Below are 24,254 nucleotides of genomic sequence, written 5' to 3'. Positions count from 1 at the left end.
TCCCCGACCTGAAAGTCGCGCCCAGCTTAGCGTTATGTTGGTCACGGTGTCATCGACGACGACCGATGTCGTCGAATCGGACAGAGAGGTCGGCACATGCGCGCAGCCCAGGTCAGCAAGCTGGAAGGACCGGAAGCGGTCGAGGTCGTCGAGATTCCCGAGCCCGCTTCGTATCCGGGCGGTGTGGTGATCGACGTGCACGCCGCGGGTGTCGCGTTTCCCGATGTGCTGATGACGCGCGGGCTGTACCAGATGAAGCCGGAGCTGCCGTTCGTCGTGGGCGGCGAGGTCGCGGGCGTGGTGCGCGAAGCGCCCGCCGACGCGCATGTCGCGGCCGGTGACCGGGTTGTCGCGCTGACGCTGCTGGGCAACGCCATGGCCGAGGTCGCGGTCGCGCCCGCGCAGATGGTGTTCAAGCTGCCGGACAACATCTCCCTGGAGGCAGGCGCCGGCATCCTGTTCAACGATCTGACGGTGCACTTCTGCCTGCGCAACCGCGGCAGGCTCGCCGAGGGCGAGACGGTGCTCGTGCACGGCGCCGCAGGCGGCATCGGCACCTCGACGCTGCGGATGGCCGCGGCGCTTGGCGCGGGCCGGGTGATCGCGGTGGTGAGCACGCCGGAGAAGGCCGAGGTGGCCAAGGCCAACGGCGCCACCGACGTGGTGCTCACCGACGGCTGGCTCGCCGCGGTGAAGGAGCTGACCGGCGGCCGGGGCGTCGACATCGTGCTCGACCCGGTGGGCGGCGACCGCTTCACCGACAGCATCCGCTCGCTGGCCTCGGCCGGTCGGCTGCTCGTCGTCGGCTTCACCGCGGGGGAGATCCCGACGGTGAAGGTGAACCGCCTGCTGCTCAAGAACGTCGAGGTGACGGGCGCGGCGTGGGGCGAGTGGGTCATGACGCACCCGGGCTACCTGGCCGAACAGTGGGCCGAGGTGGAGCCGCTGCTGGCCTCCGGCAAAATCGCGCCGCCGCAGCCGGTGCTCTACCCGCTGGACCGGGCCGCCGAAGCCGTCGCCTCGCTGGACAACCGCACCGCGACCGGCAAAGTCGTCGTCACCCTGCGCTGATCGCTGCCACCGCGTCATGACGCTTTCCCACCGGGTGTTGAACCGGACCTTGTTGCAGCGCCAGCACCTGCTGGAGCGATCGTCGCTGACGGTGGCGCGGATGTGCGATCACCTGGTCGGCCTGCAGGCGCAGGACGTGCCGCCGCCGTTCGTCGGATTGTGGAGCCGCCTGGCGGATTTCGATCCCGAGGTGGTCTCGGCGGGGCTGGAGGACCGTTCGCTGGTCCGAATCACGTTGATGCGCGGCACCATTCACCTGGTGACGCCGCCGGACGCGCTGCGCATCGCGCCGCACATCCAGCCGGAGTTGGAGAAGGTCCCGTTCCGCAAGGGCTTCAACTTCGGCGCGATGGTCGGCCTCGACCCGGACGAAGTGCGGGCCCGCGGCGAGGAAGCGCTCGGCGACGAGCCGACGCCCGCCGCAGAGCTGCGGGCCCGCGCCGCCGCGTGCTATCCGGACCGCGATCCCGGCGCGGTGGTGCAGACCTGGCTGTATCAGTTGCCGGTCTTGCAGACGCCGCCGCGCGGAAAGTGGAAGGACAGCAGCCGTCCGGTGTGGTCGCGGGTGGAGCCGTGGCTCGGCGCGCCGCTGGACCCGGACTATCCGCTCGCGGAGCTGCTCGTCCGGTATCTGCGCGCGTTCGGCCCGGCGACGACCATGGACATGCAGACCTGGTCCAAGCTGACCGGATTGAAGAAGGCCGTCGACGCGCTCGGCGACCGGCTGCGCACCTACACCGACGAGCGTGGCCGCACCCTCTACGACCTCGCCGACGCCGAACTGGCCGACCCGGACCTGCCCGCGCCGGTCCGGCTGCTCGGTTGGTACGACAATGCCGTTCTCTCGCACCAGGATCGGAGCAGGATCGTGCCGAACGGTGCGACGCCGACCCTGCGCGCGTACGCGACGGCGGTGGCTCCGGTGCTGGTCGACGGCTTCGTCGCGGGTGTGTACAAAATCTTCCCGCAGTCCGGGGTCGCGCGGCTGCGGATCAGCCCGAGCCGCGCGTTGTCGTCCGCCGAGCGCGCCGAGGTGGAGGCGGAAGCGCTTGCGCTGCTTGCCTTTCTGGAGGACGACAAGCGGCCGAGTGTGGAGATTCTCGAGGTCGGCGCGGACCTGCGGCCGTGAGTCAGCGCTCGTGGGAGTCGCGGTAGGCGGGGGCCTTGCTGCTTCCGGTCGGCGTCAGCGTGCGCAGCAGCGGCAGCGTCCGGCGCGGCACCACCGTGGACAGCACGATGACGCTGTGCGACCGGTCCACCGAACTGGTCCGGTCGATGCTGAGCAGTACCGCTTGCAGCCCGGCGTGCGAGTCGGCGCCGATGCGGCACAGCACATCACCCGATCCGGTCGTCGCGTACGCCTCGAGCACGCCGGGGATGGCGTCGAGTTCGGCGGCGACGGTGTCGAGCGCGCCCTGGGCGATCTCCAGCGTGACGAAGGCCTGCACGTCGAAACCCGCTGCGGTGACGTCGATCTGCGGGTCGTAGGAGGCGATCACGCCCGCCTCCTCCATGCGCCCGATGCGCGACTGCACCGTCGCCCGCGCCACCCGGGTGCGCCGGGAGAGCTCCAGGATTCCGGCCTTCTGGTGCTCGTGCATCGCGGTCAGAATGGCGAGGTCGAGCTCGTCCAGCTTCGCCGGGGTGCGTGACATGGCGACCTCCTGTGGGGGCGCGGGCGGGGGCAGCGTGGTGTCCCGTGAGTACTATTCAAATTGTCCAGCATCTCGCGGGCTTTGCTAGCCGAATCCGCCACTGTGTCTACAGAAAATCGGAGCGGTTGCCTACCGGTCGGCGGCGGATATTTGCTTGATCCATGACCATCGAACTGCCGACCGACGGCGAGTTGCGCGGGCTCGTCGGACTCGTCGACCACGACGACAGCGTCGACCCCTTCCCGGTCATCGGCTGGGACGCGCTGGTCTGGGTGGTCGGCAACGCGACGCAGACCGCGCACTTCCTGGAATCGGCCTTCGGTATGCGGCTCGAGGCGTACTCCGGACCCGAGACCGGCAACCGCGACCACAAGGCGTTCGTGCTGCGCAGCGGCGCGGCGCGGTTCGTCGTCACCGGCGCGGTCCACCCGGACAGCCCACTGATCGCCCATCACCAGCGGCACGGCGACGGCGTCGTCGACATCGCGCTCGAGGTGCCCGACGTGGACCGCTGCATCGAGTGGGCCCGCACGCACGGCGCGACGGTCCTGGTCGAACCGCACGACGAGAGCGACGAGAACGGCACCATCCGCACCGCGGCGCTGGCCACCTACGGGGAGACCAGGCACACCCTCGTCGACCGTTCCAACTACTACGGTCCGTACCGACCGGGCTATGTGGCGCGGCGCTCCGGCTACCAGCCGCCAGAAGGCGCGCCGAACCGGCTGTTCCAGGCCATCGACCACGTCGTCGGCAACGTGGAACTCGGCATGATGGACCGCTGGGTCGAGTTCTACCGCCGCGTCATGGGTTTCACGAACATGGCCGAGTTCGTCGGCGACGACATCGCCACCGAGTACTCGGCGCTGATGAGCAAGGTCGTCGCGAACGGAAACCACCGGGTGAAGTTCCCGCTGAACGAGCCCGCCGTCGGCAAGAAGCGCTCCCAGATCGACGAGTACCTGGACTTCTATCGCGGGCCGGGCGTCCAGCACATCGCACTGGCCACCAGCGACATCCTGACCTGCGTCGACCACCTGCGCCGGGCGGGCGTCGAATTCCTCGAGACTCCCGACACCTACTACGAGGACCCGGAACTGCGCGCCCGCATCGGACGGGTGCGCGTGCCGGTCGCCGAACTGCAGCGCCGCGGCATCCTCGTCGACCGCGACGAGGACGGCTACCTGCTCCAGATCTTCACCAAGCCGCTGGCCGACCGCCCCACCGTCTTCTTCGAACTGATCGAGCGCCACGGCTCCCTAGGCTTCGGCAAGGGCAACTTCAAGGCCCTGTTCCAGGCGATCGAACGCGAGCAGGCCGCCCGCGGGAATCTTTGACCAGGAGGCCGCGCCCGCCGAACAAGTAGAGTTCGAATCATGCGGATCGCGTCGGCGCTCATCACTTGTCTCGCCCTGACATTGACGCTGTCGGCGTGCGGTTCGGACGATGATTCCGGGTCGTCGAACACCCCGCTTCGCCCGCCGCCGAAGGTCGCGACGCTCGGTCCGTTCGTCGGCGAATGCGGGCACGTCACCGACGACGAGGTGCGCGAGATCGCGGGGCTCGGCCAAATCTCGACCGTGTTCAAGAACTCGGTCGGCTGCAACTACCAGTCGGCCGGATTGGCTTCGCCCAGCGTCACCTTCGCGTCCTACCGTGGCAGCCCGATCGACCGGGAGAAGGCATGGGTGGCGAGCGTCGGCCGGGAGCCGGACAAGATCGAGGTGGGCGGCAAGCCGGGATTCCAGGCGCTGGATCCCAGTGGCACGGTCTGCGATCTGGCCGTGCAACTCGACGACGACTTCTTCGAATGGTCGATGTCGTACGGGGCGTTCGCACCCGCGGGGAATCCGTGCGAGAAGACGCGCAAGCTGGCCGAACTCACCGTGCAGCGGCTGAAGTGAGGGGACGGGCATGAGTGCACATTCGAAGACGCGCAACGCGGTGCTCGCCGCGACGGCCGCCGCGCTGGCGCTCACGATGACGGGCTGCGGCAAGACCATCGAGGGCGAGGCGTTCCCGGCCGGCGGCAGTCAGCAGATCAACACGAATTTCGACAAGCTGCTGCGCGAATGCGAGGTGGTGGAGCCAACCAAGATCGGCAAGGCGGTCGGCGACGCGCGGTTCGTGCAGGGCTCGTTCAACGGCGCGGTGTGCATGTGGGACGTCGAGGACGCGCCCGGCGGGCGGGCCATGGTCACCCTCAACTGGTACGAGATCGGCTCGCTGAACAACGAGAAGGCGACCAACGACAAGCTCGGCTACCTCTCGGAGAACACCACCGTCCAGAGCAGTCGCGCGTTGCAGACCCGCCGCCCCAATGACCCCGATTCGTGCGGCGTCAGCGCGAGCGCGGCCGACAGCGGCGTGGTCGGTTGGTGGATCAACTACCGTGCGGGTTCGACGCATCCCGATCCGTGCGCGGCGGCCAAGCAACTGGTGGAGCTGACACTGAATCTGGCCAGGTAAACGCGCCCACGCCGGACCCCGCTTTGACCCTTCGCGAAGCCCGCGAGTATCGTGGATCGCTGTGCCCGGAAGCATACGGGCAAGTTCGTGCGTTCGACGTAGGCCAGCGAAAGCGGCCGACCTCCCCGGCGTGCCCGGAATCAGGGTCCTGTCTCACGCACGACACGCCCGACCTCGGGACGCGAGAAACGTGGTTGGACGTGCGAGTGAAGACTCGATGAATACAAGACATAAGTTCCAGACACCGCGTTAGACAACAAGGAAAGCCGGTCTATGCCAACCATCAACCAGCTGGTCCGCAAGGGTCGCCGTGACAAGGTCGCCAAGACCAAGACCGCGGCCCTCAAGGGGAGCCCGCAGCGTCGTGGCGTGTGCACCCGCGTGTACACCACGACCCCGAAGAAGCCGAACTCCGCGCTGCGTAAGGTCGCGCGTGTTCGCCTGACCAGCGCGGTCGAGGTCACGGCTTACATCCCCGGCGAAGGCCACAACCTCCAGGAGCACTCGATGGTGCTCGTCCGTGGCGGTCGTGTGAAGGACCTCCCCGGTGTCCGCTACAAGATCATCCGTGGCTCGCTGGACACCCAGGGTGTGAAGAACCGCAAGCAGGCCCGCAGCCGCTACGGCGCCAAGAAGGAGAAGAGCTGATATGCCGCGCAAGGGCCCCGCTCCCAAGCGTCCGTTGATCAACGACCCGGTCTACGGGTCGCCGCTGGTCACCCAGCTGGTCAACAAGATCCTGCTGGACGGCAAGAAGTCCACCGCCGAGCGCATCGTCTACGGCGCGCTCGAGCAGGCGCGCGAGAAGACCGGCACCGACCCGGTCGTCACCCTGAAGCGCGCGCTGGACAACGTCAAGCCGTCGCTCGAGGTGAAGCCCCGCCGCGTCGGTGGCGCCACCTACCAGGTTCCGGTCGAGGTTCGTCCCGGCCGTGCCAACACCCTTGCGCTGCGCTGGCTGGTCAACTTCGCCCGCGCGCGTCGCGAGAAGACCATGGTCGAGCGTCTGGCCAACGAGCTGCTCGACGCCAGCAACGGCCTTGGCGCTTCGGTGAAGCGTCGCGAGGACACCCACAAGATGGCCGAGTCGAACCGGGCGTTCGCGCACTACCGCTGGTGATTGTCGGCCGGCCCGTCGCTCCGTGTCGGCGCCGGAAGGCTCACAGTCGAGAGGCGGCACTTCGGTGCCCCTCCCGGCGTTGACATAGTGATGACCCGACAGGGTCTGGAACCCGAAGATCCCAACTAGCTACGAGCGGGGAAGATTTCCGTGGCACAGGACGTGCTCACCGACCTGAACAAGGTCCGAAACATCGGCATCATGGCGCACATCGATGCCGGTAAGACCACCACTACCGAACGCATCCTCTTCTACACCGGCATCACCTACAAGATCGGTGAGGTCCACGATGGCGCGGCCACCATGGACTGGATGGAGCAGGAGCAGGAGCGTGGTATCACCATCACCTCCGCGGCTACCACGTGTTTCTGGAAAGACAACCAGATCAACATCATCGACACCCCCGGGCACGTCGACTTCACCGTCGAGGTGGAGCGTTCGCTGCGCGTGCTCGACGGCGCCGTCGCGGTGTTCGACGGCAAGGAAGGCGTCGAGCCGCAGTCCGAGCAGGTGTGGCGTCAGGCCGACAAGTACGACGTGCCGCGGATCTGCTTCGTCAACAAGATGGACAAGCTCGGTGCGGACTTCTACTTCACCGTGCGCACCATCAAGGAGCGCCTCGGCGCCAAGCCGCTCGTCATCCAGCTGCCGATCGGCGCGGAGGACACCTTCGAGGGCATCGTCGACCTGGTCGAGAACAACGCCAAGGTGTGGCGCGGTGAGACCAAGCTCGGTGAGCAGTACGAGGTCACCGAGATCCCGGCCGAGCTGAAGGAGCAGGCCGAGCAGTACCGCCAGGAGCTGCTCGAGACCGTCGCCGAGTCGGACGAGGCGCTGCTGGAGAAGTTCTTCGGCGGCGAGGAGCTCACGGTCGAGGAGATCAAGGGCGCCATCCGCAAGATGACGGTGAACTCCGAGCTCTACCCGGTGCTCTGCGGTTCCGCGTTCAAGAACAAGGGCGTGCAGCCCATGCTCGACGCGGTCATCGACTACCTGCCCTCGCCGCTGGACGTGGAGGCCACCACCGGCCACGTGCCCGGCAAGGAAGAGGAGCTGCTGACCCGCAAGCCGAGCGCCGACGAGCCGTTCGCGGCGCTGGCGTTCAAGATCGCGGTGCACCCCTTCTTCGGCAAGCTGACCTACGTCCGCGTGTACTCCGGCAAGGTCGACTCCGGCGCCCAGGTCATCAACTCGACCAAGGGCAAGAAGGAGCGTCTCGGCAAGCTGTTCCAGATGCACTCCAACAAGGAGAACCCGGTCGGTGCGGCCTCCGCGGGCCACATCTACGCGGTCATCGGCCTCAAGGACACCACCACCGGTGACACCCTGTGCGATCCGCAGAACCAGATCGTGCTGGAGTCCATGACCTTCCCGGACCCGGTCATCGAGGTCTCCATCGAGCCCAAGACCAAGTCCGACCAGGAGAAGCTGGGCACCGCGATCCAGCGTCTCTCGGAAGAGGACCCGACCTTCTCGGTCAAGCTGGACGCCGAGACCGGCCAGACCGTCATCGGCGGTATGGGCGAGCTCCACCTCGACATCCTCGTCGACCGCATGAAGCGCGAGTTCAAGGTCGAGGCGAACGTCGGCAAGCCGCAGGTCGCCTACCGCGAGACCATCACCAAGACGGTCGAGAAGCTCGAATTCACCCACAAGAAGCAGACCGGTGGTTCCGGTCAGTTCGCGAAGGTGATCATCGCCCTCGAGCCGTTCGTCGGCGAGGACGGCGCGCACTACGAGTTCGAGAACAAGGTCACCGGTGGCCGCGTGCCGAGGGAGTACATCCCTTCGGTCGACGCCGGTGCCCAGGACGCCATGCAGTACGGTGTGCTCGCTGGCTACCCGCTGGTCAACCTGAAGGTCACCCTGCTCGACGGTGCCTACCACGACGTCGACTCGTCGGAAATGGCATTCAAGATCGCAGGCGCGCAGGCCCTGAAGGAAGCGGCCCGTAAGGCCGGTCCGGTGATCCTCGAGCCGATGATGGCTGTCGAGGTCACCACGCCCGAGGATTACATGGGCGACGTGATCGGCGACCTGAACTCCCGCCGTGGCCAGATCCAGGCCATGGAGGAACGCAGTGGTGCCCGTGTCGTCAAGGCGCTGGTTCCGCTCTCGGAGATGTTCGGTTACATCGGTGACCTGCGGTCGAAGACCCAGGGCCGGGCGAACTACTCCATGGTGTTCGATTCGTACGCGGAGGTTCCGGCCAACGTGTCGAAGGAGATCATCGCCAAGGCGACCGGCGAGTAAATCGTTTGGGGCCAAGTGGCACACTTGGCCCCAGCCGGGCGTCAGTACTACCAGATCCCCGCATCCGCGGGGATGACCCACGCACTGCTGCAAATGCACGCACCAACAAGTCCAGGAGGACCCAAAAGTGGCGAAGGCGAAGTTCGAGCGGACGAAGCCGCACGTCAACATCGGCACCATCGGTCACGTCGACCACGGCAAGACCACGCTCACCGCGGCGATCACCAAGGTGCTGGCTGACAAGTACCCGAATCTGAACGAGAGCTTCGCGTTCGATCAGATCGACAAGGCGCCTGAGGAGAAGGCTCGTGGTATCACGATCAACATCTCCCACGTCGAGTACCAGACCGAGAAGCGCCACTACGCGCACGTCGACGCTCCTGGTCACGCTGACTACATCAAGAACATGATCACCGGTGCGGCCCAGATGGACGGCGCCATCCTCGTGGTCGCCGCCACCGACGGCCCGATGCCGCAGACCCGTGAGCACGTGCTGCTCGCCCGTCAGGTCGGCGTGCCCTACATCCTGGTCGCGCTGAACAAGTCGGACATGGTCGACGACGAGGAGATCCTCGAGCTCGTCGAGATGGAGGTCCGCGAGCTGCTGGCCGCCCAGGAGTTCGACGAGGACGCGCCGGTCGTGCGTGTCTCCGGTCTGAAGGCGCTCGAGGGCGACCCGAAGTGGACCCAGTCCGTGCTGGATCTGATGGACGCCGTCGACGAGTCGATCCCGGACCCGGTCCGTGAGACCGACAAGCCGTTCCTGATGCCGGTCGAGGACGTGTTCACCATCACCGGTCGTGGCACCGTCGTCACCGGTCGCGTCGAGCGTGGCGTGATCAACGTGAACGAGGAAGTCGAGATCGTCGGCATCCGTCCGGAGAAGACCAAGACCACGGTCACCGGTATCGAGATGTTCCGCAAGCTGCTCGACCAGGGCCAGGCGGGCGACAACGTCGGTCTGCTGGTTCGTGGTATCAAGCGCGAGGATGTCGAGCGCGGCCAGGTCATCGTGAAGCCGGGCACCACCACCCCGCACACCGATTTCGAGGGCCAGGCGTACATCCTGTCGAAGGACGAGGGCGGCCGCCACACCCCGTTCTTCAACAACTACCGCCCGCAGTTCTACTTCCGCACCACCGACGTGACCGGCGTCGTGACCCTCCCCGAGGGCACCGAGATGGTCATGCCGGGCGACAACACCGAGATGAGCGTCAAGCTCATCCAGCCGGTCGCCATGGAAGAGGGCCTGCGCTTCGCGATCCGCGAGGGTGGCCGCACCGTCGGCGCCGGCCGCGTCACCAAGATCATCAAGTGATTCCCTGAATCACCGATCTCCCAACGGCGCCGCTCCACCAGGAGCGGCGCCGTTCGGCGTTTCGGGGGTCCGCTCGGCTTCCGCCCGCATTGGCGCGGGCGCTGGCCAGTGAGGGGCACGATGCCGTCGATGTGGTCCAGCTGATCGAGGCGGGCGAGAAGGTCATCGAGGTTCGCTGATCGCCTGCCGAGGGGAGTAATTCGGTGGACGGTGGGGTGGGTGGGGCGGTAGATATGGGGCATGGTTACTTCGGGTCCGCGAGCGCGGGGGTAGATCGGCGGCGTGTCTTCGGCGCCGGTCGGCGTCGCGCGACACGATGCTCGTGCCGTCACCGGAGCGCACCAACTAGGCGAGCGTCGACTATTTCGACGGAACCAGTTGGGGGATCCCATGACTCGCGGGACGCCTGCCGATCTCGGCCGGGTACGCAATATCGGCATCATGGCGCACATCGATGCCGGAAAGACCACCACCACCGAACGAATCCTGTTCTACACCGGCGTCACTCACAAGATCGGTGAGGTGCACGACGGCAACGCGGCGATGGACCGCATGGTGCAGGAGCAGGAGCACGGCATCACGATCGCCGCTGCGGCAACGACCTGTTTCTGGAAACAGCACCGCGTCAACATCCTCGACACGCCCGGCCACGTCGACTTCACCGTCGAGGTGGAGCGTTCGCTGCGCGTGCTCGACGGCGCCGTAGCGGTTTTCGACGCCAAAGAGGGTGTCGAGCCGCAGTCCGAGCAGGTGTGGCGGCAGGCCGACAAGTACGACGTGCCGCGGATCTGCTTCGTCAACAAGATGGACAAGCTCGGTGCGGATTTCGACTTCACCGTGCGCACCATCGCGGAGCGTCTCGGCGTGCGGCCGCTCGTCGTGCAACTGCCGATCGGCGCGGAGGACACCTTCACCGGCGTCGTCGACCTGGTGGAGCAGAAAGCGCTTGTGTGGCAAAGCGATACGGATCTCGGCGCGCGCTACGCCGTCGCCGACATCCCGGCCGAGCTGCGCGAGCGGGCCGAGCACGAACGCGAGCGACTGCTCGAAACCCTCGCCGACACCGACGAGGAACTGCTCGAGCAGTATCTCGCGGGCGCGCCGACGATCGCGCAGATCAAGGCCGCCATCCGGCGGTGCACGATCGCCTCGCGGCTCCATCCGGTGCTGTGCGGTTCGGCGTTCCGGAACAAGGGCGTGCAGCCGATGCTCGACGCGATCGTCGACTATCTGCCCTCGCCCCTGGACGCGGGCGGCGTCGACGGCCACCTGCCCGGCGACGAGGACACGATCGTGCACCGCGACCCCCGGGTGGACGCGCCGTTCGCGGCGCTGGCCTTCAAGGTCGCGGCGCACCCGTACTTCGGCAAGCTCACCTACCTGCGGGTGTATTCGGGCCGCGCCGAAACCGGTGCCGCCGTGCTCAATTCGACGAAGGGAGGGAAGGAGCGGCTGGGCAAGCTGTTCCAGATGCATTCGAACATCGAGCGTCCGATCGCGGCCGCGTCGGCCGGTGACATCTGCGCGGTGATCGGCCTGAAGGACACCGCGACCGGCGACACCCTGTGCGACCCGCACGACCAGATCGTGCTGGAGTCGATGACGTTCCCCGATCCGGTGCTCCAGGTCTCGATCGAGCCGCGAACCAGGTCCGATCAGGAGAAGCTGAGCGAGGCGATCCAGCGCTTGGCGGACGAGGATCCGACGTTCTCGGTGCGGGTCGATGCCGAGACCGGGCAGACCGTCATCGGCGGCATGGGCGAGCTGCACCTGGAGATCCTGCTCGACCGGATGCGGCGCGAGTTCGGCGTCGCGGCGAACATCGGCGCGCCGCGGGTGGCCTACCGCGAGACCGTCACCGCCGCGGTGGACCGGTTCGAGTACACCCACCGCAAACAGGTGGGCGGACGCGGCCAGTTCGCGAAGGTGGTGCTCGCGGTGGAGCCCTTCGCCGCCGACGACGGCGCGAGCTACGAATTCGAGAGCCGGGTGACCGGCGGCCGGGTGCCGAAGGAGTACCTGCCCGCGGTGGACGCCGGTGCGCAGGACGCACTGCGCAGCGGTGTGCTGGCCGGGTATCCGGTGTTCGGCGTGCGTGTGGTGCTGCTCGACGGTGCCGCGCACGCGCAGGATTCGTCCGAGCTCGCGTTCCGGACCGCGGCCGCTCAGGCGGTGCGGGAGGCGGTGGTGCGGGCAAGGCCTGCGCTGCTCGAGCCGGTCATGGCGGTCGAGGTCGTCACCCCGGAGGAGTACCTCGGCGAGGTCATCGGTGATCTGAACGCGCGGCGCGGCCGGATCCAGACCGTGGCGCAGCGCGGCGGCGCGCGGGTGGTGCGGGCGCTGGCTCCGCTGACGGAGATGTTCGGCTACATCGGTGACCTGCGGTCGCGGACGCAGGGCCGAGGGAACTACGCCATGGTGCTGGATTCCTACGCCGAGGTGCCCGCCGCGCTCGCGCACGCGATCATCGCGGGCCGGTGACCTGGACGGCGCCGTTCCCCATGGGGAGCGGCGCCGTTCGCGTGTCGTAAGGGCGTGTCGCAACGACGGATTCGGTTCGTGCGATGCATCGGCTGTCGGCCCGGGCGGGTCGGGGAGAGGATGCGGTAACCGATGAGCAACGACCTATGCGCCGAGTGCGGACGGCGCGGAATCCCGATTCTCTACGGCATGCCCGCGCCTTCTGCCCGCGCTCTGGCGGCGGCCGGATTGATATCGCTCGGCGGTTGCGTCGTCGTAGCGGGCAACCCGGACTGGAGTTGTCGGGCCTGTGGGCATCTGTGGAGCGATCCGGAGGGGGCCGCACGAGCGCTGAAACTGATCTTCCAGCGGCTTCTAGACCCCGCAGACCGGACAGAGGCTCGTTAGGGGCGGTTGCGCATCGCGGCGAGCGGTGTCCCGAGGGCAGCTCGGTACCCGAGGTCGAGCCGACAGGGTTTCGACGCGAGGCCCACCTTCGACGATTTGTCGGAGCCTGCCGATACGGTCGACATGTCGAGCCGTCGCCGTCATCGGAGGGAAACATGAGCAGGTCCGCGCACACCGATCTCGATATCGTCGAGGGTGCGCTCGAGCACGGAATGCCTTATCTCGCCATGGGTTCCGGCCGTCCGCTGGTGTTCCTGCGGTGGTTCACTCCCAACCACGCCAACCCGACCGGGTGGATGCGTGAGTCCGAGATCAAGACTCTGACGCCGCTGGCCAGGCACTTTCGCGTGTACGCGGTGAACAGGGCGCCCGGCATGGCGGCGGGAACCACGATGTCCGAGATCGCCGCCCAGCACGCCGAGGCGCTGCGCGCCGAATTCGACACGCCCGTGGACGTTCTCGGCATCTCCTCCGGCGGGTCGCTCGCGCTGCAATTGGCCGCCGACCATCCGGATGTCGTGCGCAGGCTCGTCATCGGCGCCTCGGGCTATCGACTGGAGGACGCGGCGCGCGCCGCGCAGCTGAACTACGCCGAAGCGGCGGCCGAGGGCCGCAGAGCGCTGCACCACATGATTCCCGCGCCGTCCGGTTTCACCGACCGCCTCATGAAGGGCGCGATGTGGCTGCTCGATCCGTTCGCACGCCCGGCGAACCCGTCCGACACCCTCGCCTTCGTCCGCGCCGAGGACGCCTTCGACGTCTCCGACCGCCTCGGCGAAATCACCGCCCCCACCCTCGTCATCGGCGGCGAACGCGACGAGTTCTACTCCACCGCCACCTTCCGCCGCACCGCCGACGGCATCCCCGACTCCCGCCTCCACATCTACCCCGCCGCCTCCCACATGGGCACCGTCAAACACCCCCGCTTCGCCCCCGACGTAATCGAATTCCTCACCGACCACGAGGATTAGGGCCATTCAGCGGCACCAAACGTGTCGACTCCGCAGGTGCCTCAGGGCAGGAGCTTGAAGCCCGGCGTGTGCCTCGGTGTCACGGCGTGAAAGTGGCGATGATCCAGCGTGGCGATCTCGACCGCATCGAGGCGCTCGGCGACGGCTGTGACCGAGGCGTCCGCCACGCCGAGCGGAAAGCCACGGTACTGCGTCATCAATTCGGCCATCCGGTCCAGGTCGGCATCGGTGATGTCGACCTGTGTCAGGTCGCCCGCCGCGATCGCTTCGACGAGATTGATCTCGGCCGCCGCGCCGACGTACTTGCAGACCAGGTAGCAGGCCTCGGTGACGACATAAGGCGTCAGCAGCAACTCGTCGGTTCGTCCGGTGAAGAGTTCGGCGCAGCGCTGGTGGTCGTTGTCGTGGCGGTTGAGGTAGGCGACGAGTGGCCCGGTGTCAACGATCAGCATCGGATTCGCCGATTTCGTCGCGCAGGACGTCCTTGGCGCGCGCGCCGAGGTCTGTCGACGGACCGTCGAATGTTCGGAGGACCGAGAACCGCTCGGAACGGGGCTGGACCAGTCGCAGCACGTGGCGACGCACCTCGTCGGCCTGGCTGGGATTCAGCTGGTCGATGAGCGCGTGGAGCTCGGAATAGTCGCGCGCGGCGGTCACGATTTCCATGCTACGACAGCCGCCACGCCGATCGGCGTCAGCCGAGTTGGGTCATGCCTGCGGCGACGACCTGGGCGACGTTGAGGATTTCGTCGGTGGTGGGGAGGGGGATGCCGTCGAGGGCGTGTAGGCGGTCGGTGCTTGCGATGGCGAACATGGCCGAGACCCAGGCGGCGGCGCAGGCGCGCAGGGTGCCGGGGCGGACGGGGGCTGGTGCGCTGGCCTGGAGGACGCGGGCGGTCACGTCGAGGAGCTGGTCGCGCAGGTGGCGGAGTTGGCGGCGCACGTCGGGATGGGTGTCGGCCTCGCGCCACATGATCACCCGCAGCACCGAGGAGTGGTGGTCGCGCAGGTTCAGCGCGGCGTCGAGGTTGACCAGGCTGGTGGCCGGATCGCCGGGGGCGACGACGGCGCCGATGTCGTCGATCGGCTGCGTGGGCATGCGCTCGGCCATGAGCGCGGACAGGATCGAATCCTTGGTCGGGAAGTAGTAGAAGACAAGGCCTTTGGGGACGCCGGCGCCCGCGGCGATGGCCGCCGTCGCGGTGGCGTCGAATCCCTGTGCCGCGAAGAGATTCTCGGCGGCGTCCAGGATGAGTTGCCGGGCGTCGCCGTCGATCTTGGCGCTGCGGCGGCGCCCGGTCCGGGCGGGATCGTCCGGTCGCCGGACCAGGTGGCGACCGGGTTTGGGCATCTGCATCAGTGGTGCGTCCTCGTTGCCGTCCGGCCGAAGACCGGTTCGCGGTTCAGGATTCGCACGTCACGCATCAGAGGTGCGGAGCGACTCCGCCGCTCGTCGTCCGGTGCATGCGCGCCGTGACCGCGGGCAGCGCAGCGATCGCGACGACAACCGTGACCACGCCGACGACCCATGAGGTCCAGGATGCACCGCGGAACTCGGTGTAGTCCATCGCCCATGGCGCGATGAACAGCAGTGCGCCGAACAGCGCCATCGCGTAGTCGGCCATAGCCATGGCCGGTCGGGCCATCTGGGCCAGGCCGGTGAGGGCGATCAGGACGCCGAGGACGATCATCGTCCACATTGCCCTGTCGTTCGTGTCCACCCAGATGGGGGACAGCGCGGTGAAGGCGCCGAGGATGACGGCAAGCAGGTCCTGCGCGCGACTCTCGGTGAACATGGTGTGCCTCCTAGGGCTCGAATTATGTTCTGACCTCGGTATAGTCCTGATTGACCGCCCGATCAATATCGGTACGGACACGATTGCGTGGCGATCCCCAGCCCCCTTCGAGAGTGACCGCCGACACATCCGAACTGAACCAAGCAGACGCTAGGGTGAGGGTCGTACCGACGGATGAAGGGATTGCCGCATGACCGCGCCGATCGTGATCGTGGGGGCCGGACTCGCCGGGCTGCGCACCGCCGAGGAACTGCGCCGCGCCGGATACGCCGGCGAGCTGGTCCTGGTCGGCGACGAGTCGCGATTGCCCTACGACCGCCCGCCGCTGTCCAAGCAATTCGTCCGCGGCGAGACCGACGACACCACGCTGCGCCCCGCGGAATTCTTCGAGGAGAAGCGGATCGAGCTGCGCCTGAACGCCACGGCGACCGCCGTGGACACCGCGGCGCGGCGGATCACCCTGGCCGACGGCAGCACCATCGACTACGACCAGCTCGTCATCGCGACGGGTCTGCGTCCGCGCCGCCTGCCCGGCCTGCCCGAACTGACGGGCGTGCACGTGCTGCGCGGGCACGCGGACGCGGCCGCGCTGCGCGACGAATTGCGCGGCGCCACAAGGGCGCTCGTGGTCGGAGCGGGCTTCATCGGCTGCGAGCTCGCGGCCAGTTTCCGCGCGAGCGGCGTCGAGGTGACGCTGATCGAACCGCAACCGACGCCGCTGGCCTCCGTCCTCGGCGAGCGGGTCGGCGAGCTGGTCGCGCGCATGCACCGCGCCGAAGGCGTCGACCTGCGCTGCCACACCGGACTGGACACCTTCCTCGCCGACGCCGCGGGCCGGGTGCGCGGCGCGGTGTTGTCCGACGGCACCGAGCTGCTCGCTGACCTGGTCGTGATCGGTGTCGGCTCGCGACCGGTGACCGAATGGCTGACCGATTCCGGGATCGCGCTCGCCGAACCCGCCGACGGTGGCGGCGTGCTCGCCGACGAGGTCGGCCGGACCTCCGCGGATCGGGTGTGGGCCGTTGGCGATGTCGCCGCGTGGCGGCACGAGACGGGCGAGCGCAAGCGGGTCGAGCACTGGACCAACGCGGGCGAACAAGCCAAACTGCTGGCCTGCGCGCTGCTCGGCGCCGAGCCGCCGAGCGCGGCGCGGGTTCCGTACTTCTGGAGCGACCAGTACGACGTGAAGATCCAGGCCCTCGGCACCCCGAGCGCCGCCGACGAGGTCACCGTCGTCACCGACAACGGCCGCAAGTTCCTCGCCTACTACACCAAGAACGGCGTCCTCACCGGCGTCGTCGGGGCGGGGATGACGGGCCAGGTCATGAAGGCCCGCGCCAAGATCGCCGCGGCGGCGCCGGTCGCCGACCTGCTCGCGTCCACCTGAGACGGTTCGGCCGGGGGATGCGCCTGTAATACGGTGGTCGATGTGATCGTCGCGCTCATCGACTCGGGGCTGGGTTTGCTGCCCACGGCCGCTTGGCTGCGCAAGCTGCGGCCGGACGTGGACCTGCTGCTGCAACTCGATCCGGACGGCGCTCCCTGGGGCCCGAAGCCGGAGCGGTGGACCGTCGATCGCGTGGTGAGCGCGGCACGCACGTCGGTCGAGTCGGGCGCCGAAGTGATCGTGCTGCCCTGCAATACGGCCAGCGTCACCGCGCTGGAACACGTGCGCGCCGACGTCGGCCCCGGCATCCCGGTGATCGGCACCGTGCCCGCCATCAAGCCCGCGGCCGCGGCCTGTCGTTCGGTCGCGGTCTGGGCCACCGCGGCGACCACCGCGAGCAAGTACCAGGCCGACCTCATCGCGGAGTTCGGCGGCGACGCCAAGGTGGTCGGGGTGGCCTGCCACGGCCTCGCCGACGCCATCGACCGAGGCGATCTCGTGGCGGCCCGCGATTCCATCACCCGTGCCGCCGAGCAGACCCCCGACGACGTGGAGGGCGTCGTCCTCGGCTGCACGCACTACCCGCTGGTCATCGACGCCATCGTGGCGGCGCTGCCGGTCGGTGTTCGCCTGTTCGACAGCGCGCAAGCCGTTGCCGCGCAAACCATTCGGCGGATGGACGCGCTCGGCAGGCCGACCACCGGCAACGGCGTCGTGCGCGTCCTGAACAGCGGCCGCCCCGGCACACTCCCCGCCAGCGCCGCGGCCTTCGAATCCGGTCGCATTCTGGGCGCCCAGCCCTGACCATCGGCACTGGGACCCCCGACCGAGGGTGTCCCCGACCCGGTCGGACGGACTGAAAGTCACCTTCGATCCGAGGGACTCCCGCGACTGGAGGTGGCATCTGGTCGGACCGGTCGGCTGAATGTCACCTTCGGTCGTCTGCCGCTCGGCGGGTGTTGAATGGTGTGCGTTGCGCCGAGTCGAGGAATCGGAGGGCTGTTCATGATCGAAACCGCGCCGACCGCGGCGGATGTGCGGCAGGCGCTCGCCGAGGTCGCCGACCCCGCCGATGCGATCCATCTCCAGCGCTTCTTCAAGACCGGCCCCGGTGAGTACGGCGAGGGCGACGTGTTCATCGGGGTGCGCGTCCCGACGACCCGCGCGGTCGCCAAACGCTTTGCCGCACTGGACCTCACCGAGATCGACGACCTGCTCGACAGCGCCGTGCACGAGGAGCGCCTCGCAGGTCTGGTCATCCTGAACGCCCGTTTCGCGAAGGCGGCCAAGCCGCGCACGCTCGACGTGGCGGGACAGGAGAAGATGGTGCGGCTGTACCTGGACGCGGTGCGCCGCGGCCGGGTGAACAACTGGGACCTCGTCGACGTGTCCGCCGAGAACGTCCTCGGCCCGTGGTTGCTGGACCGGCCGCGGGATCTGCTCTTCGAACTGGCCGCCGCGGATTCGCTGTGGGAGCGCCGCGTCGCCCTGCTGACCACCTTCGCCTTCATCAAGGCGGGCGATCCGAGCACGACCTTCCAGCTCTGCGAACAACTCCTGACCGACCGCCGCGACCTCATTCAGAAGGCGGTCGGCTGGATGCTCCGCGAGGTCGGCAAGCGCATCGACCGTGCACTGCTGACCGGTTTCCTGGACGAGCACGCACCCCGAATGGGCCGCACCGCGCTCGGCTACGCCACCGAACACCTCGAAGCATCCGAGCGCAGCGCCTACCGAGCTGCGCGCTGACCGCCTAGCCGTCTGCGCCGCCCGGCGACCGGACCGCACCGAGCGCCGCGCGGCCCGGAGATCGCACGGCCCTCAGCACCCGACAACTAGCGGCCGGGGGAGCGCATGGTGCCGACCACTCGGCCGCTGGGTCGAGTGCGTGGCGCGAAGATCGCATCGCGCAGGGGCTCGCGTCGCTCGACCACGCGCACCCACGCTTCGCTCAGAACTGGATGCGCAAGCGATCCGTGACCGGCCGCGCCTGGCAACCGAGGATGTACCCGTTCTCGATGTCCTCGGGGTCGAGGATCTCGGCGTTCTCCATCTCGACCTTGCCCTCCAGCACCGTGCAGGCGCAGGACCCGCACTCGCCCTCCTGGCAGGAGTAGGGCACGTCGAGCCCCTTGGCGAGCATGATGTCGACCAGCGTCTGCTTGCGCGGCCAGCTCAGCTCGTGCACCTCGCCGTCGAGTTCCACCTCGACGGTCGCCGCGTCGGCGGCCTCCTCGTCGCTCACCTCGACCGGCGCCTGGTCGGCGAACGGGTCTCCGGCGAGGGAATTGAACACCTCGGCGTGCGTGCGCGAGCGCGGAACGCCGAGGTTGCCGAGCGCGTCGTGCACCCGGTCCATGAACGGCTTCGGCCCGCACATGAACGCCTCGTAGCCGGTGTAGGGCGCGACCAGGGTGGCGAGCGTGTCGGCGGTCGGCAGGCCGAGCAGCGGCTCGAGCCAGTGGATCACGGTGAGCCGCTGCGGGTGCTTCTCGACGAGCTCGCGCAGTTCGCCCGCGAAGATCACGGTGTCCGCGTCGCGGTTGGCGTAGACGAGCACGATCTTGCCGTTGCCGCGGGCCAGCGCGGACTTCAGGATCGACATGACCGGCGTGATGCCGCTGCCCGCGCCGAACAGCAGCAGATCCTCGTCGAGGTTCTTCGGTGTGAAGACGCCGGAGGGCGGCAGCACCTCGAGCTGATCGCCCGCTTTCACGTTGTCGCACACCCAGTTCGAGCCGTAGCCGCCGTCGGTGCGCTTCACGGTGACCTTGGGCTGGTCGTCGGTGTGTGGCGAACTGGCCAGCGAGTAGCAGCGGGCCACCGAGCCGGTCAGGTCGCTGGGGATGCGCAGCGTGAGGAACTGGCCCGGCTTGTACTGGAACTTCTCGCGCAACTCGTCGGGGACGTCGAAGACCAGCGAATTGGTGTCGGCCGTCTCGGTGATGACCGCGGCAACCCGCAGCACGACCGAGCGTGAGCCGTGGGGAACTTCGACGGTTGTCATGACGTCCTCTCGAATCCGGCACCGTCGGCGGCAGCTGGTCCGGCGGCCACCGACAAAACTAGAACGTGTTTCAGTTTCATCGTACGTCGCGGTCCGGCTGGTGGACAAGCTGGGCCTCTAGACCGGCGATCAGCACCTCCATGCCGAAGTCGTAGGCGTACTTGCCGCGCAGGTCGGATATGTACTTCGTGGCCCGCTCCACCGACTCCGGCAGCGCGACTTCCGACAGCGGGGCACGGTCGCGCGGGTTCACCCGGCTGCGGCCGAACAGGTAGGTGTGGATCGTCGCGTAGGCGGCGAGCACGTTGCGGTCGGAGAACCCCGCCTCGAACAGGATCTCCATGATGGCGGCGATCAGGTCGAGCTGTTTGCCCAGCATCTGCTCGATGAGCACATCGCCGAGTCCGGGGTGCTTGCGCAGTTTCTCATCGATCTGATCGATGAGTTCGCGCAGGCGCTGCTGCCAGGGCCCGGATTCCGGCGGTGGCTTGCGCACTCCGGTGAGCGCGGCGCTGGCGACGAGGTCGAGCAGCTCGCGCTTGTCGGCCACGTAGTAGTACGGCGCCATGGGGGAGACGCCGAGTTCGCGGGAAAGTCGCCGCATGGACAGCTTTTCCACGCCATCCGCGCGAACCACGCGCAGCGCGGCCTCGACGATCTCGGACTCCGACAGTGTGTTTCCGCCCCCGCTCGCCTGCATTCGACCGACTCCCATGCCACCTCTACTGCCGCGGGCATGTGCCGCCCGTCACGTTCTGTTCAGCTGCGCTACACCCGAAGTCTAGAGTGCGGCGCTGCCGACCGGTGGGGGTGCGGCCGGTGCCCGCGCGACCGGCGGTTGCGGCGCACTGGTGCGGCGACGGGGAAGGGTGGGTCCCATCGATTGGAACGTGTTTCACTTTTGCGGGGCTTGTCGCTATGGTGTGACAGGGACTACACAGGTGGTCGCGTTCCGTCGTCAACTCGGAGGTTCTCATGCCGCATCAGTTCATCGCACCGAGCGACACCGACGAAGCGGAGCTCGTCGAGGAGAGCCTCATCGAAGAGGTGTCCATCGACGGCATGTGCGGCGTCTACTGACGGGGCGACCGGCATGCTCGATCTCGATGCCCGATGGCAACTCCATCCGAGGGTGGCGCTGCGGCCCGAACCCTTCGGCGCGCTGCTCTACCACTTCGGCACACGCAAGCTCTCGTTCCTGAAGAGTCCGCGCGTCGTCGAGATCGTGCGGTCGCTGCCGGAGCACGCGTCGGCACGTTCGGCCCTGCGCGCGGCAGGTGTGGCCGACGAAGGCGCCGCGCCGTACGTGCGGGCGCTCGCGCAACTCGCCGAAGGTGACATGATCATCGGCGCGCCGGTGCATTCGGCCGGCGCCGCGGGAGCCAAGCCCGCGCTGGCGCAGGCCGTCCGGCCGGATGCGGGGGTGGTCCCGCGGTCGGGCGGCGCTGCATCGTCGAGCGCCGCGTCCGCCGGTGCCGCGTCTCGAGCCGATCGGGCGGTGCGGCTCGTCGATCGTTTCGAGAGCGGCCTCGCCGCGCCGATCTGCCTCACCTGGGAACTCACCTACGCCTGCAATCTGTCCTGCGTGCACTGTCTTTCGTCGTCCGGGCGTCGCGATCCGCGCGAGCTGAGCACCGAGCAGTGCAAGGCGCTGATCGACGAGTTCGAGCGCATGCAGGTGTTCTACGTCAACATCGGCGGCGGCGAACCCACTGTGCGCCCGGACTTCTGGGAGCTGGTCGACTACGCGACCGCGCACAACGTGGGAGTCAAGTTCTCCACCAACGGTGTTCGCATCACGCCGGATGTCGCGGCCCGGCTGGCCGCGAGCGACTATGTGGACGTGCAGATCTCGCTGGACGGCGCGGACGCGGCGGTCAACGACGCGGTGCGCGGACCCGGCTCCTACGACATGGCTATCCGGGCGCTGGAGAACCTGTCCGCCGCCGGTTTCAAGGATGCGAAGCTCTCCGTCGTGGCGACCAGGCACAACATCGGCCAGCTCGACGAGTTCCGCGCGATCGCCGAAAAGTACGGCGCGACATTGCGTCTCACCCGCCTGCGGCCCTCCGGTCGCGGCGCGGACGTGTGGGACGAGCTGCATCCCACGCCGGACCAGCAGCGGGTGCTCTACGACTGGCTGTTGCGCAACGGCGAGGGCGTGCTGACGGGCGACTCGTTCTTCCACCTCTCGGCCTTCGGGCAGGCGCTGCCCGGTCTGAACATGTGCGGCGCGGGCCGCGTGGTCTGCCTCGTCGACCCGGTGGGCGACGTGTACGCCTGCCCGTTCGCCATCCACGACCGCTTCCTGGCCGGAAACGTGGTGTCCGACGGCGGTTTTCGCGCCGTGTGGCAGACCTCGGAGCTGTTCTCCGAGCTGCGCGCGCCGAGCGGCGGCGGCGCCTGCTCGGGATGCGCGCACTACGACGCCTGCCGCGGCGGCTGCATGGCGGCGAAGTTCTTCACCGGACTGCCCGCCGACGGACCGGACCCCGAGTGCGTGCAGGGCTACGGCGAGGCCGCGCTTGCCGACACCGGACGGACCATTCCCCGCTCCACGGTGGACCACTCGCGCCGGGCGGCGCCGCGCCGAGGCACGGCACGCAAGGCGGGGCCGATCCCGCTCACCCTCTCGGCCCGGCGTCCGTCGCGCGCCTGTGACGAGAGTCCCCTGGCATGATCACCCGCCGGTTGCCAGCCGTGCGCTGCCAGCCGGCGAGCGCAGCGGATCGAGGGTCGGTCGATGAATAGCCGACGTGTTGCTGCACAGCGCGATCGACGTGCCCGCAACTTCACCGCAACACGCCGCGGTGCGGGTGGCGCACGGTCACGGGCCTATTCGCGCGGAATTCGATCCTTTTTTCGGGACCGATGATGCCCGCGCGCGAATCTCCGCCTAGCATGCCAGGAATGCGCCATGATCGACTGCCCGACGGCTTCGGGGTACGGATCGATCCACGGGTACGCGCATACTCCGGGGGACGCATCCTGATCGGGGGCTCACCCGCCAGGTTGCTACGACTTGCCCCGGAGGCCGCCGAGATGATCGGCGACGGGTACCTCGAGGTCACCGACCCCAAGTCGGCGGTTGTTGCCAGACGGCTGCTCGATTCCGGAGTCGCCAACCCGCGGCCGCAACTGCTGCCTTCGCCCGACGACGTGACCGTCATCGTGCCGCTGCACAACAACGCCGACGGCCTTGCCCGGCTGTTGGCTGCGCTGCGCGGCCACAACGTGATCGTCGTGGACGACGGCTCCGACCAACCGGTGCGGATTCCCGAATCGCGGGGCACCCGCTGCCGGGTCACCGTGCTGCGCCACGACCGGCGGCAGGGGCCCGCGGCGGCCCGCAATGCCGGGCTGCGGGCGGCGACAAGCGAATTCGTCGCGTTCCTCGACTCCGACGTGGTGCCGCGCAGCGGCTGGCTCGAGGTGATGCTCGGGCACTTCAGCGATCCCGAGGTCGCGCTCGTCGCACCGCGCATCGTGGCGCTCGATCCGGAGTCCAACGCGCTGGCCCGCTACGAGCACACCCGCTCCTCGCTCGACCTGGGCAGGCGGGAAGCGGCCGTGCAGTCCCGCGGCCTTGTCTCGTACGTGCCGAGCGCCGCGCTGCTGGTGCGGCGGCAGGCGCTGCTCGCCGAGGGCGGCTTCGACGAGACCATGCGGGTCGCCGAGGACGTGGACCTGTGCTGGCGGCTGGAGCGGGCGGGCTGGCGGCTGCGCTACGAGCCGGCCGCGCACGTGGCGCACGATCACCGCGTCTCGTTCCCGTCCTGGTTCGGGCGAAAGCTGTTCTACGGCACCGGCGCGGCGCCGCTCGGCGAGCGGCACGGCAACGGCATGGTCTCACCGCTGTCGGTGCCGTCCTGGACGGTGCTCGCCGCGGTGCTGTTCGGGACGATGACGAAGTGGGGCCTGCTCGGCGGCATCGTCACCCTGGCGACCGCGCTCGCGCGGCTGCGCCGGGTGTTCACCGCGCTGGACAACCCGACGCGCATCGCGGCCATCTACCTCGCCCGCGGGTTCTTCGCGGGGCTGTGGCGGCTGGCGTCGGCGATGTGCAGGCACTACTGGCCGGTGACCGTGCTCGCGATGCTGGTGTCCCGGCGTATCCGGCGGATCGCGGTGACCATGGCGGTGGCCGACGGCCTCGCCGACTGGTTCACCCACCGCGACGCGGGCGGGCTCGATCCGTTCCGCTACCTGGCCTACAAGCGCCTCGACGACATCGCCTACGGCACCGGGCTCTGGCTCGGCGCCTTCCGGGCGCGCAGCGTCGAGTCGCTCAAACCCACGGCGCCGTCGCGGTGAAATCCACCGCGCCACCGCGCTGATC

24 protein-coding genes and 1 pseudogene are annotated in these 24,254 nt (G+C 68.4%); 18 read left to right on the top strand and 7 right to left on the bottom strand.

The features are described from left to right. The first annotated feature begins 96 nt into the window (after window positions 1–96). Both CRP45_RS12545 and CRP45_RS12540 read left to right on the top strand, forming a co-directional pair. The gene (locus CRP45_RS12545; protein WP_067784018.1) at window positions 97–1,071 is read left to right on the top strand and encodes an NADPH:quinone oxidoreductase family protein; all 975 of its coding nucleotides are present in this window, start codon (window positions 97–99) and stop codon (window positions 1,069–1,071) included. 16 nt (window positions 1,072–1,087) lie between these two features. Then, window positions 1,088–2,200, top strand: coding sequence for a winged helix DNA-binding domain-containing protein (locus CRP45_RS12540; RefSeq protein ID WP_097245170.1), 1,113 nt, complete (start codon window positions 1,088–1,090; stop codon window positions 2,198–2,200). 1 nt (window position 2,201) lies between these two features. Here CRP45_RS12540 and CRP45_RS12535 read toward each other — a convergent pair whose 3' ends face one another. Then, window positions 2,202–2,726 (bottom strand): Lrp/AsnC family transcriptional regulator, encoded by a 525-nt coding sequence (locus CRP45_RS12535; RefSeq protein WP_067784021.1) that lies wholly within the window; start codon window positions 2,724–2,726, stop codon window positions 2,202–2,204. Window positions 2,727–2,887: 161 nt separating this feature from the next. On the opposite strand from CRP45_RS12535, the gene hppD reads away from it, so the two are divergent. From hppD to CRP45_RS12485, 9 genes are all read left to right on the top strand, one after another. Further along, window positions 2,888–4,063, top strand: coding sequence for a 4-hydroxyphenylpyruvate dioxygenase (gene hppD, locus CRP45_RS12530; RefSeq protein ID WP_097245169.1), 1,176 nt, complete (start codon window positions 2,888–2,890; stop codon window positions 4,061–4,063). 39 nt (window positions 4,064–4,102) lie between these two features. Beyond that, window positions 4,103–4,630: a DUF3558 domain-containing protein gene (locus CRP45_RS12525; protein ID WP_067784025.1), complete on the top strand. Its 528-nt coding sequence runs from the start codon at window positions 4,103–4,105 to the stop codon at window positions 4,628–4,630. Between the two features lie 10 nt (window positions 4,631–4,640). Further along, a complete protein-coding gene (locus CRP45_RS12520; RefSeq protein ID WP_097245168.1) occupies window positions 4,641–5,195 on the top strand; it encodes a DUF3558 domain-containing protein in 555 nt (184 codons plus the stop codon). A 273-nt stretch (window positions 5,196–5,468) separates the two neighbouring features. Further along, window positions 5,469–5,843, top strand: coding sequence for a 30S ribosomal protein S12 (gene rpsL / locus CRP45_RS12515; RefSeq protein ID WP_014353064.1), 375 nt, complete (start codon window positions 5,469–5,471; stop codon window positions 5,841–5,843). Window position 5,844: 1 nt separating this feature from the next. Then, a complete protein-coding gene (rpsG, locus tag CRP45_RS12510) occupies window positions 5,845–6,315 on the top strand; it encodes a 30S ribosomal protein S7 (RefSeq protein ID WP_011211611.1) in 471 nt (156 codons plus the stop codon). Between the two features lie 150 nt (window positions 6,316–6,465). Further along, complete coding sequence (gene fusA / locus CRP45_RS12505; protein WP_067784029.1) at window positions 6,466–8,568, top strand: elongation factor G; 2,103 nt, start codon at window positions 6,466–6,468, stop codon at window positions 8,566–8,568. Between the two features lie 127 nt (window positions 8,569–8,695). Further along, window positions 8,696–9,886, top strand: coding sequence for an elongation factor Tu (gene tuf / locus CRP45_RS12500; protein WP_067784031.1), 1,191 nt, complete (start codon window positions 8,696–8,698; stop codon window positions 9,884–9,886). A 390-nt stretch (window positions 9,887–10,276) separates the two neighbouring features. Then, window positions 10,277–12,367, top strand: a complete 2,091-nt coding sequence (gene fusA / locus CRP45_RS12495; protein ID WP_097245167.1) for an elongation factor G — start codon at window positions 10,277–10,279, stop codon at window positions 12,365–12,367. Between the two features lie 542 nt (window positions 12,368–12,909). Next, window positions 12,910–13,725, top strand: a complete 816-nt coding sequence (locus tag CRP45_RS12485) for an alpha/beta fold hydrolase (RefSeq protein WP_097245166.1) — start codon at window positions 12,910–12,912, stop codon at window positions 13,723–13,725. 41 nt (window positions 13,726–13,766) lie between these two features. Here CRP45_RS12485 and CRP45_RS12480 read toward each other — a convergent pair whose 3' ends face one another. From CRP45_RS12480 to CRP45_RS12465, 4 genes are all read right to left on the bottom strand, one after another. Beyond that, window positions 13,767–14,177: a type II toxin-antitoxin system VapC family toxin gene (locus tag CRP45_RS12480; RefSeq protein WP_097245165.1), complete on the bottom strand. Its 411-nt coding sequence runs from the start codon at window positions 14,175–14,177 to the stop codon at window positions 13,767–13,769. Beyond that, window positions 14,164–14,382 (bottom strand): hypothetical protein, encoded by a 219-nt coding sequence (locus CRP45_RS12475; RefSeq protein WP_067784041.1) that lies wholly within the window; start codon window positions 14,380–14,382, stop codon window positions 14,164–14,166. Before CRP45_RS12475 ends, CRP45_RS12480 begins: the two co-directional genes overlap by 14 nt. A 37-nt stretch (window positions 14,383–14,419) precedes the next feature. After that, window positions 14,420–15,076, bottom strand: a complete 657-nt coding sequence (locus tag CRP45_RS12470; protein ID WP_067784203.1) for a TetR/AcrR family transcriptional regulator — start codon at window positions 15,074–15,076, stop codon at window positions 14,420–14,422. A gap of 73 nt (window positions 15,077–15,149) precedes the next feature. After that, window positions 15,150–15,521 carry an SPW repeat domain-containing protein gene (locus CRP45_RS12465; protein ID WP_067784047.1) on the bottom strand — a complete coding sequence of 124 codons (372 nt, stop codon included), beginning with the start codon at window positions 15,519–15,521 and terminating at the stop codon, window positions 15,150–15,152. A 190-nt stretch (window positions 15,522–15,711) separates the two neighbouring features. Here CRP45_RS12465 and CRP45_RS12460 point away from each other — a divergent pair, with 190 nt between their 5' ends. The 3 genes from CRP45_RS12460 to CRP45_RS12450 all read left to right on the top strand — a co-directional run bounded on the left by CRP45_RS12460 (window position 15,712) and on the right by CRP45_RS12450 (window position 18,657). Continuing rightward, the gene (locus tag CRP45_RS12460) at window positions 15,712–16,908 is read left to right on the top strand and encodes an NAD(P)/FAD-dependent oxidoreductase (protein ID WP_097245164.1); all 1,197 of its coding nucleotides are present in this window, start codon (window positions 15,712–15,714) and stop codon (window positions 16,906–16,908) included. Between the two features lie 42 nt (window positions 16,909–16,950). Next, window positions 16,951–17,712 (top strand): glutamate racemase, encoded by a 762-nt coding sequence (locus CRP45_RS12455; RefSeq protein WP_067784205.1) that lies wholly within the window; start codon window positions 16,951–16,953, stop codon window positions 17,710–17,712. A 201-nt stretch (window positions 17,713–17,913) separates the two neighbouring features. Then, entirely contained in the window at window positions 17,914–18,657 is a 744-nt protein-coding gene (locus tag CRP45_RS12450) for a DNA alkylation repair protein (RefSeq protein ID WP_067784053.1), read from the top strand. 202 nt (window positions 18,658–18,859) lie between these two features. On the opposite strand, the gene CRP45_RS12445 is transcribed toward CRP45_RS12450, so the two are convergent. Together CRP45_RS12445 and mftR2 are read right to left on the bottom strand one after the other, a co-directional pair. Next, window positions 18,860–19,915, bottom strand: coding sequence for a ferredoxin--NADP reductase (locus CRP45_RS12445; protein ID WP_097245163.1), 1,056 nt, complete (start codon window positions 19,913–19,915; stop codon window positions 18,860–18,862). A gap of 76 nt (window positions 19,916–19,991) precedes the next feature. Further along, on the bottom strand, window positions 19,992–20,630 hold the full coding sequence (gene mftR2 / locus CRP45_RS12440) for a mycofactocin system transcriptional regulator MftR2 (RefSeq protein ID WP_245910086.1): 639 nt from the start codon (window positions 20,628–20,630) through the stop codon (window positions 19,992–19,994). Between the two features lie 260 nt (window positions 20,631–20,890). Between mftR2 and mftA the strand changes: the two genes are divergently transcribed. The 4 genes and pseudogenes from mftA (at window position 20,891) to mftF (ending at window position 24,229) form a co-directional block, all read left to right on the top strand. Next, window positions 20,891–20,995: a mycofactocin precursor MftA gene (gene mftA, locus CRP45_RS12435; RefSeq protein WP_067784055.1), complete on the top strand. Its 105-nt coding sequence runs from the start codon at window positions 20,891–20,893 to the stop codon at window positions 20,993–20,995. A gap of 13 nt (window positions 20,996–21,008) precedes the next feature. Beyond that, window positions 21,009–21,200: pseudogene (mftB, locus tag CRP45_RS34610) on the top strand (mycofactocin biosynthesis chaperone MftB); the annotation flags it as partial. Window positions 21,201–21,413: 213 nt separating this feature from the next. Next, window positions 21,414–22,595 carry a mycofactocin radical SAM maturase gene (gene mftC, locus CRP45_RS12430; RefSeq protein ID WP_245910136.1) on the top strand — a complete coding sequence of 394 codons (1,182 nt, stop codon included), beginning with the start codon at window positions 21,414–21,416 and terminating at the stop codon, window positions 22,593–22,595. Between the two features lie 230 nt (window positions 22,596–22,825). Beyond that, on the top strand, window positions 22,826–24,229 hold the full coding sequence (gene mftF, locus CRP45_RS12425) for a mycofactocin biosynthesis glycosyltransferase MftF (protein WP_097245483.1): 1,404 nt from the start codon (window positions 22,826–22,828) through the stop codon (window positions 24,227–24,229). Window positions 24,230–24,254: the final 25 nt, after the last annotated feature.

The organism is Nocardia amikacinitolerans (genome assembly GCF_900215415.1).
Classification (GTDB): Bacteria; Actinomycetota; Actinomycetes; order Mycobacteriales; family Mycobacteriaceae; genus Nocardia; species Nocardia amikacinitolerans.
Note: the sequence above shows the minus strand (reverse complement) of the source record. Positions and strands in the feature narration are given on the sequence as shown.